This is a genomic window from Mesorhizobium sp. B2-4-13 (assembly GCF_006658535.1).
Classification (GTDB): Bacteria; Pseudomonadota; Alphaproteobacteria; order Rhizobiales; family Rhizobiaceae; genus Mesorhizobium; species Mesorhizobium australicum.
In genome coordinates this window covers 191,896-200,946 of the sequence record NZ_VFVB01000013.1, presented here as the reverse complement: position 1 = coordinate 200,946, position 9,051 = coordinate 191,896, and the positions used below count along the sequence as shown (strand labels likewise).

The 9,051-nt window shown below is 60.8% G+C and carries 8 protein-coding genes; 5 read left to right on the top strand and 3 right to left on the bottom strand.

Annotated features, from left to right (window positions below):
• Positions 1-177 precede the first annotated feature (177 nt).
• Both FJ936_RS27950 and FJ936_RS27945 read right to left on the bottom strand, forming a co-directional pair.
• Positions 178-1,839: a sulfotransferase gene (locus FJ936_RS27950; protein WP_141907236.1), complete on the bottom strand. Its 1,662-nt coding sequence runs from the start codon at positions 1,837-1,839 to the stop codon at positions 178-180.
• 236 nt (positions 1,840-2,075) lie between these two features.
• Positions 2,076-3,740 (bottom strand): tetratricopeptide repeat-containing sulfotransferase family protein, encoded by a 1,665-nt coding sequence (locus FJ936_RS27945; RefSeq protein ID WP_141907235.1) that lies wholly within the window; start codon positions 3,738-3,740, stop codon positions 2,076-2,078.
• 120 nt (positions 3,741-3,860) lie between these two features.
• On the opposite strand from FJ936_RS27945, the gene FJ936_RS27940 reads away from it, so the two are divergent.
• The gene (locus FJ936_RS27940) at positions 3,861-4,973 is read left to right on the top strand and encodes a pyridoxal phosphate-dependent aminotransferase (RefSeq protein WP_140788134.1); all 1,113 of its coding nucleotides are present in this window, start codon (positions 3,861-3,863) and stop codon (positions 4,971-4,973) included.
• Here the strand turns inward: FJ936_RS27940 and FJ936_RS30635 are convergent.
• Positions 4,970-5,239: a hypothetical protein gene (locus FJ936_RS30635; RefSeq protein ID WP_181171092.1), complete on the bottom strand. Its 270-nt coding sequence runs from the start codon at positions 5,237-5,239 to the stop codon at positions 4,970-4,972. The two genes, FJ936_RS27940 and FJ936_RS30635, sit on opposite strands and share 4 nt — an antisense overlap.
• A 68-nt stretch (positions 5,240-5,307) precedes the next feature.
• On the opposite strand from FJ936_RS30635, the gene FJ936_RS27930 reads away from it, so the two are divergent.
• The 4 genes from FJ936_RS27930 (at position 5,308) to FJ936_RS27915 (ending at position 9,050) form a co-directional block, all read left to right on the top strand.
• Entirely contained in the window at positions 5,308-5,592 is a 285-nt protein-coding gene (locus FJ936_RS27930) for an acylphosphatase (RefSeq protein ID WP_140788136.1), read from the top strand.
• Between the two features lie 66 nt (positions 5,593-5,658).
• Positions 5,659-6,309, top strand: coding sequence for a TetR/AcrR family transcriptional regulator (locus FJ936_RS27925; RefSeq protein ID WP_140788139.1), 651 nt, complete (start codon positions 5,659-5,661; stop codon positions 6,307-6,309).
• Positions 6,278-7,441, top strand: coding sequence for an isovaleryl-CoA dehydrogenase (locus FJ936_RS27920; RefSeq protein ID WP_140718099.1), 1,164 nt, complete (start codon positions 6,278-6,280; stop codon positions 7,439-7,441). The genes FJ936_RS27925 and FJ936_RS27920 overlap by 32 nt, the downstream gene beginning before the upstream one ends.
• A 1-nt stretch (position 7,442) precedes the next feature.
• Entirely contained in the window at positions 7,443-9,050 is a 1,608-nt protein-coding gene (locus FJ936_RS27915) for a carboxyl transferase domain-containing protein (protein WP_140788141.1), read from the top strand.
• Position 9,051: the final 1 nt, after the last annotated feature.

The window sequence follows — 9,051 nt, the reverse complement described above, 5'->3', positions numbered from 1 at the left end:
TCAGGGGCGGGTCGCTTCAACATGACCCAGTGAATCAAAAACCCCCGGCAAAAGCCAGGGGTTTGTCAGCAGTCTGACCCGGCGGGCAACCGCCGGGTTTTTTTAGGCCGCTTGCAACTATCGCAGGTAAGGGGCCTCCGTCGTGCGCAGAAAGTCAGTTCGAACAACTGAGAACGGCTAGCCTTCAGCCAAATCCCCCAAGGCTTCGATCAATGGCCGAAGCCTGCCTTCGTAGTGCTTCCAACGCTTGACCGATGATTTGTAGATCGGCTGACGAACCTGCCAGTGGCTGAGGGTTCTGACGGAGCCAGCCCTTTCGAAGAAACGGAGGCAGGCGTCGTGCCACTCCAAACCCAGATGCTCCACAAGCCGACGGGACTGCCCCTCCTGGTCGGAAACAAGGTCTTCATAGCGATTCTCGAAAATGCGTCCCGGAAAAATCGACTTCCAATAGCGCATCAGGCGATCGTACTCGCGGTAGTAAAGCCCAAGCACCGCAAGGTCCGAATTATACTTATGCGCGTCGTTAAGATTCGAGGTGAAGCAAGAAAAACAATTATCAACGGGATCGCGTACGCAATGAACAATCCGTGCGTTAGGGAAGAGAAGGGCGATGAGGCCCACAAGTTCGAAATTGTGAGGCATCTTATCGACGATTCGCAATGCTTCGGGCGCGTTGAGACGCAAGCTGGATAGATATTCACCGGCGAGCGCCTTGGATTGCGTTCGCGTCATCGACATGACTGGTCGTCCCAATGGGCGTCCCGGCTGCAGTTTAAGACCGTTGGCAACCGCGACTCGCCCCAGCTTGGAGTGTTCGCCCGCGCCGTGGACATCGGGATGGCTCGAGCAGATCTGTTCCGTCAGCGTCGTGCCAGAACGCGGCATTCCAAGCACGAATACAGGCGTCTCAGATGGATCACCATATCCCACCCTCGCCGCGAAGAACTCCGGACTGAACAGCTCGATCCACGCATCGACCTGTCGACCGTAGGATTCAATGTCAAAATCGAACCCCTTGTTCGTTGCGGCTCTGAGAAAATGGTCCATGGCCTCATCGTGGCGACCAAGATCATCCAAGACCTTACCGGCGGCCATATGAAGCTGGTAGGGCCCATCGGCGGGATTCGCCGTTTTTTGAAGCTCGTCCAGAATGGCTTTGAGTTCGGGTGGCTCGGCGGAGAATTTTCGAACCGCTACAAGCGTATTGTAGGACGACGGCACGCTCATGCGCCTGTCGATGCTCTCCTTCAGGCAAACCGTAGCTTCGTCCATGCGGCCGAGGGCAACGAGAGTATTCGCAAGGGCCGTCCGGACGAATGCGTTGTCGGGGTCAATTTTGAGCGCTTTTTCATAGAGCGGCACAGCCACGTCCGCCTTTTCGAACATGAAATATGCTTCGCCAAGTCGACGAAGAGCATCCGTGAGATCGGGCTTCAGCTCGCAGGCGCGCTGCAAATGATGAATCGCAAGCGGATAATCCGCGACCTTTAGAAAGGCCTCCCCCAGACTGAGCTGATAGTATGGATTTTTCGGCTCCTTCGCTGCCGCGCGGGCGAAATACTTGATCGCCAGTTCGTCGTCGAAACCGAGCCCCAGCGTGCCAAGAATGTAGAGGGCAAGCGCGTGATTGGGCGAGCGCGTCAGAACACGATGGCAGAGTTCTTCGGCTTCCGGCAGCCGTCCAGCTTTCTGTAGTTCCAGCGCTTGTCTAAGCAGCATGTCATCGGTTGGCCCAGGCAACGATCCAGGCTTAGCCGGTTGGGCGAAGGGTCTGGCCTTTTGCACTGGCTGTGCCTTGAGATGCTTGGACCAGGTTGGGGGCAGCCGTGAGTTCATCGTGCCTCGCTAGCAAAAACGGCCGACAGAATCCAGCATGGGATAGACCACCGGCCGTTACCTGGAGACTTCCCAGAACTATTTGATACCGAAATCTTTCTCCCCTACGCCTGCAGATCTGATCCAGTCCTGCACTCGCGTGCATCCACCCGCTTAACGGATTTAGGCCAGAGGGGCAGGACGTCTCGCGCAGCCACGGCCAAATCTCGACATCGTTCCGGCGCAAGCGTGCCAGACTAAGTCTCAGCCAAGTCTCCAAGGGCCTCAATCAGCGGCAGGATTGAACTTCCATAGCCCTTCCAGCGATTGATAGACGAGGTGTAGATCGGTTGTCGAACCTGCCAGCGGCTAAACGTGTTCACCGAACCTGGCTTGTCAAAGAACCGCAGACAGGCGTCGTCCCAGGGCAGCCCCAGATGGTCGATCAAGCGGCGCGATTGCGCTTCCTGGTCGGAGACCATGTCCTCATAGCGGGTCTCAAGGATTTGGCCTGGAAAGACCTTATCCCAGTGCCGCATAAGCCGGTCGTATTCGCGATAATACAGTCCGAGCATATGGAGATCCGCGGTATAACTATTGTCGTCATTGAAACCCAGGAAATAACACGAGAGGCAGTTGTCGATAGCATCTCGACGGCAGTGAATGATGCGTGCCTTGGGAAACAGAAGCCTTATAAGGCCGATAAGTTCGAAATTATGCGGCAATTTGTCGACGATACGCTGGGCGTTGGGGGACCGTTGACGGATATGGGCAAGATAGTCTTCAGCCAAAGCCTTCGACTGATTCACCGTCATGGTCAGGATCGAGCTTCGCAATTCTTCGGGCGAGCGCGTTTTGGGCGCGAGACTGTTTGTGATGCGCCGGAGTTTTGTCAGCTCGCCAGCGCCATAAGCATCCGGGTGGCTCGCACAGATTTGCTCGGTCAAAGTGGTGCCTGAACGTGGCATGCCAAGCACGAAGACAGGCACTTCCGAAGAGCTTCCATGTCCTGTCTTGGCGGCCAACATCTCGGGGCTGAACAGTTCGATCAAGAAATCGATGCCGCGGCGGTAAGCCTCAAGGTCAAAGCCGCGGGTCGAGCGCTTTGCCTGCTGAAAATGGCCCATCGCCTCGTCATAGCGCCTGACATCGTTGAGCACCTTCCCGGCCGCGTAGTGGAGTTGTTGTATACTTTTGTTATCAAGCGCCGGATTCTTCAGTTCAGCCAGAATGGATTTTAACTCCGTCGGCTCTTCCTTGAATTTTCGTATACCGACCAGGCCGTTGTAAGCAGCGGCGACATCCTGGCCACGGGCGATCGCCTCTTTCATGTAGTTTGCCGCCTCATCCATCCGGCCGAGGCTTACAAGCGCGTTGGCCAACCCTATTCGGATAGCGGAACGGCCGTCATCGATCTTGAGCGCTTTCTCATAGAGGGGCACCGCGAGGTCGGCTTTGCCGAATCCGGTGTAGGCGCGGCCCAGCGCACAAAGCGCCTCGACCCAGTCGGCCTTCAATTCGCAAGCACGCTCGAAATGCCTGATTGCATCCGTATGCTCGCCGACTTTCAAATAGGTTTCACCCAGGGTCAGATGGTAATGCGGATTTTGAGGTGCCTCCTTTACCGCTCGCTCAAAACAGCGAATGGCCATCTCGTCATCCAGCCCGAGCGCAAAGGTTCCAAGCAGATACAAGGCAAGGGGGTGTCGCGGGGCATGAGCCAATACACGCTGACACAGCGCCTCCGCCTCCGGCAACCGATTTGCCCGATGAAGTTCTACCGCCCGCCTGAGCAGTGCGTCATCGGCCTGCGCGTGTGATAGCGACCCCGCTTTGGGTTCGGCGATTTTCGACTGCGGGTTTTTCGGTCCGGACGGAGTTTTCAGATGCTTGGACCAGGCAGGCGGCAGACGATTGTTCATCGTGTCTGGCTACCAAAAAGACACGGCCGAATCCAGCATGACAAATTGCTGCCTGCGAGCAACTTGCACCTAATAAGCCGGCGCGTTAGCAAGAAGGCCCCTTCCAAGCGAGCTTCCGCCATGCCTCAGCGCCCTGCCCTCTCACCCCTCGTCGCAGCGCTTCCGTCGACCGTGCCGTTTGTCGGCCCCGAAGCGCAGGAGCGTGAGCGCGGGCGCGCTTTCCGTGCCCGCATCGGCGCCAATGAGAGCAGTTTTGGCCCCTCGCCGCGCGTGATCGCCCGCATGGAGAGCGTCGCGCGCGACCAGTGGATGTATTGCGACCCCGACAATTACGATCTGAAGGTCGCGGCTGCGGCGCATCACCATGTGGCGGTCGAAAATATCGTTGTCGGCGAAGGCATTGACGGTCTGCTCAGCCTCGTGGCGCGCATGTACGTGGCGCCTGGCGATGCCGTGGTCACCTCGCTCGGCGCCTATCCGACCTTCAACTTCCACATTGCCGGTGTCGGCGGCCGGCTGGTGACCGTCCCTTACGAGAATGACAGGGAAAGCCTGGACGGTCTGCTCGCGGCAGTCGTCAGGGAGAAGGCGCCGCTGGTCTATCTGTCCAACCCGGACAATCCGATGGGCAGTTGGTGGGAAGCCGACGAGGTCATCCGCTTCATCGAAGCCTTGCCGGAAACCACCATGCTGGTGCTCGACGAAGCCTATGGCGAATTGGGACCAGCCTCGGCCCTGCCGCCGATCGACATCTCGCGGCCGAACGTCATCCGTATGCGAACCTTTTCGAAGGCCTATGGACTTGCCGGAATACGCTGCGGCTATGCCGTCGCGGAGACGCAAGTGATCAGCGACTTCGAGAAGATCCGCAACCACTATGGCGTCAGCCGCATGGCGCAGATCGCCGGCGTCGAGGCGCTCGCCGACCAGGCCTATCTCGAGACGGTGGTGGCCCGGGTCGCCGCCGGACGTCGGCGCATTGCTGATATCGCCGAACAGAACGGGTTGAAGCCGCTCGCCTCGGCGACCAATTTCGTCACCATCGACTGCGGCCATGACGGTGCTTTCGCCCTGAAAGTGCTGCAGGGGCTGTTGTCGCGCGACGTCTTCATCCGCAAGCCGATGGCGCCACGGCTCGACCACTGCATCCGCGTCAGCGTCGGTCTCGCCCACGAACTGGACATCTTCGCCGAGGAATTGCCTGGCGCCTTGGCAGCGGCGCGCGGAAACTAGGGCACTTCGCGGCGCTCGGGAGCCATCGCGGCGCCGAGCAGATGTCCGGCACGCGCCAGCACATCCGACAATTCCGCGGCTTCCCTGTCATTCAAGCCCGCGGTCAGGCGGGCCAGATCACGATCCGTGGCCGCATGAAGTGCCGCAAGCGCGGCCTGGCCGCGCGCGGTGAGCGAAAGAACGCGCGGCCGGAGTAGCGCGGGATCGGTACACATCTCGGTCAGGCCGGCGGCAGAAAATTTGGAACGGAGGCCCTCGATTTTCATCGGGGTCACCGTTTCAACCGTTGCCTTCGTTCGATGCTGCGCCAGACTCTATGGAACGGGAGCGAGCCATGAATGAGCGGAAAAGGGCAGTGCAGGCGCACATATACGGCACGGTCCAAGGGGTCGGCTACAGGGCGTGGACGCGCGATGAAGCGACAAGGCTCGGGCTGTTGGGCTGGGTGCGCAACGAAAGAGACCGCTCGGTGACGGCATGGCTTACCGGCGCCGACGCGGCGATTGCGGCCATGATTGAACGGCTTCGGCAAGGCCCGCCTGGCGCGGCTGTCTCTCGCATCGATGTGGAAGAGCTGGAAACCTGGGCCACGCCTGGAGATTTCAGGATCATCGGATAGACGGATTTCCGCCTGCTTGAATTAATTGAACGTTTGTTTTATTATTCTGCCGTCAACGAGGCGACGATGGCGCGCACCACAGGATCACACGGCGAGCGAACCGAAGCGGCAGTCCGTGAAGCGGCGGCCACCCTGATTGCGCGTTACGGTTATGGAGCAATGTCGATGCGCCAGTTGGCCGCCGAGGTCGGCGTGCAGGCGGCCGCGCTCTATCGCTATTTTCCGACCAAGGAAGACCTGCTGTTCACGCTGATGCGCGACCATATGCAAGCGCTTCGCGAGGCCTGGGAGCGTTCCAGGCCGGCCGACGCGGATCCGGTGCGGCAGCTTGCCGCCTATGTGCGCAACCACATCGCCTTTCATATCGGGCGCCGCCACGCCACGCATGTGTCGAACATGGAATTGCGCAGCCTGTCGCCCGACAGGCTGACACAGATCCTGCGCATGCGCACGGCCTACGAAAAGGACCTGCGTTCGATCCTGCGCGATGGCGCCGAGGCGGGTATTTTCCGCATCGAGGACACCGGCCTGACGGCCATGGCTCTGATCCAGATGATGACCGGCGTCATCGTCTGGTTCCGGCCGGGCGAGCGATTGTCGATCGCCGAGGTCACGCAGACATACCTTTCGATGACAATGCGCCTGGTCGGCGCGAACATCGGCATTGGTACCGGGGAGGAACGGCATGTACACGAACACGCTCAGCTTCGGGCATGATGAGGACGTCGAGGCGTTGCGCGACCTGGTGCGCCGCTTCGCCCAGGACAGAATCGCGCCGATAGCCGCTGACATCGATCGCGAGAACGAATTCCCGGCGCATCTATGGGGAGAACTCGGCACTCTTGGCCTGCTCGGCATAACCGCCGATCCCGATTTCGGCGGCAGCGGCATGGGCTATCTCGCCCACGTGATCGCGGTCGAGGAAATCTCACGGGCCTCGGCATCCGTCGGCCTTTCCTACGGCGCCCACTCCAATCTCTGCGTCAACCAGATCAACCGCTGGGCAACGCCGGCACAGAAGGAAAAATACCTGCCGCCGCTATGTTCGGGCGAGCACGTCGGCGCGCTGGCCATGTCGGAGCCCGGCGCCGGCTCCGACGTGGTGTCGCTCAAGTTGCGCGCCGAAAAGCGCAATGACCGCTATGTGCTCAACGGCACCAAGATGTGGATCACCAACGGCCCCGATGCCGAAACGCTGGTCGTCTACGCCAAAACCGACCCGGACCGGAAATCGCGCGGCATCACCGCCTTCATCGTCGAAAAGGCGATGCCGGGGTTTTCGGTGGCGCAGAAACTCGACAAGCTCGGCATGCGGGGGTCCAACACCGGCGAACTGGTCTTTTCGGACGTCGAGGTGCCGTTCGGCAATGTGCTGCACGAGGAAGGACGCGGCGTCGAGGTGCTGATGTCCGGCCTCGACTATGAGCGCACCGTGCTTGCCGGCGGCCCGATCGGCCTGATGGCGGCCTGCCTCGACGTGGCGATCCCCTATGTTCACGAGCGCAAGCAGTTCGGCCAGCCGATCGGGGAATTCCAGCTGGTGCAAGGCAAGCTTGCCGACATGTATACGGCGATGAACGCCGCGCGTGCCTACGTGTACGCCGTCGCCGCCGCCTGCGACCGCGGCCAGACCAGCCGCAAGGATGCAGCTGGATGCGTGCTGTTCGCCGCCGAGAAAGCGACGCAGATGGCACTCGACGCGATCCAGCTGCTTGGCGGCAACGGCTATATCAACGACTATCCGACCGGCCGGCTTTTGCGCGACGCGAAGCTCTACGAGATCGGCGCCGGCACCAGCGAGATCCGTCGCTGGCTGATCGGCCGCGAGATCATGGCGGAGGGGGTGTAGCATGGCTATCCTCCAAACCCAGATCTCGCCCTCCTCCGAAACCTTCCGTGCCAATGCCGAGCGCATGCGCGCGCTGGTTGCCGACATCGCTGAAAAGGCCAGGACAGTCGAGCGCGGCGGCTTGGATGAGGCCCGCGATCGCCATGTCGGTCGTGGCAAGCTGCTGCCGCGCGAACGCCTGGCGCAATTGCTGGACACCGGTTCGCCCTTCCTCGAGATCGGCCAGTTCGCGGCATGGTCCATGTATGGCGAGGAGATAGCGTCGGCCGGCCTGATCGCCGGCATCGGCCGCGTCGAGGGCACCGAGGTGATGGTCGTTGTCAACGACGCCACGGTGAAGGGCGGCACCTACTATCCGCTGACGGTGAAGAAGCATCTGCGCGCGCAGGAGATCGCGCTGCAGAACAATTTGCCATGCGTCTATCTGGTCGACAGCGGCGGCGCCAATCTGCCCAACCAGGACGAGGTCTTTCCCGACCGCGAGCATTTCGGCCGCATCTTCTACAATCAGGCCAACATGTCGGCTGCCGGCGTTCCGCAGATCGCCTGCGTCATGGGCTCCTGCACCGCTGGCGGCGCCTATGTGCCGGCGATGTCGGACGAGACGATCATGGTGCGCAACCAGGCGACCATCTTCCTCGGCGGACCGCCGCTGGTGAAGGCGGCCACCGGCGAAGACGTCAGCGCCGAGGAATTGGGCGGCGCGGATGTACACACCAGGCTTTCCGGCGTCGCCGATCACTATGCGCTGGACGACGAACACGCGCTCGCCATTTGCCGGCGCATCATCAAGAACCTGAATCGGAACAAGGCTGTAAGCCTGAGCTTACAGAAAGCTCATCAGCCGCTTCATCCCGCGGATGAGCTCTATGGCATCGTCCCGACCGACCTGCGCCAGCCCTATGACGTGCGCGAGGTGATCGCGCGCATCGTCGACGGCTCCGAATTCGATGAGTTCAAGCAGAACTACGGCACCACGCTGATCACCGGTTTCGCCCACCTCCATGGCATGCCGGTCGGCGTCATCGCCAACAATGGCGTGCTGTTTTCCGAAAGCGCGCTGAAGGGCGCGCACTTCATCGAGTTGTGCTGTCAGCGCAAGATTCCGCTGGTTTTCCTTCAGAATATCACCGGCTTTATGGTCGGCCGCAAATACGAGGCGGGCGGCATCGCCAAGGACGGCGCCAAGCTGGTGATGGCGGTGGCGACCGCCAGGGTGCCGAAGGTGACCGTCATCATCGGCGGTTCGTTCGGCGCCGGCAACTACGGCATGTGCGGCCGCGCCTACTCACCGCGCTTCCTGTGGATGTGGCCGAACGCGCGCATCTCGGTGATGGGCGGCGAACAGGCGGCAACCGTGCTCGCCATGGTCAAGCGCGAAGGCATCGAGCGAAAGGGCGGCGAGTGGAGCGCCGAGGAGGAAGCGAAATTCAAGAAGCCGATCCTGATGAAATACGAGCATGAGGGCCATCCGCTCTACTCGTCCGCCCGCCTCTGGGACGACGGCATCATCGATCCGGCCAGGACACGCGAGGTGCTGGCGCTCAGCCTTTCCGCGTCGCTCAACGCCGAGATCGAGGAGACACGCTTCGGCGTGTTCAGGATGTGAG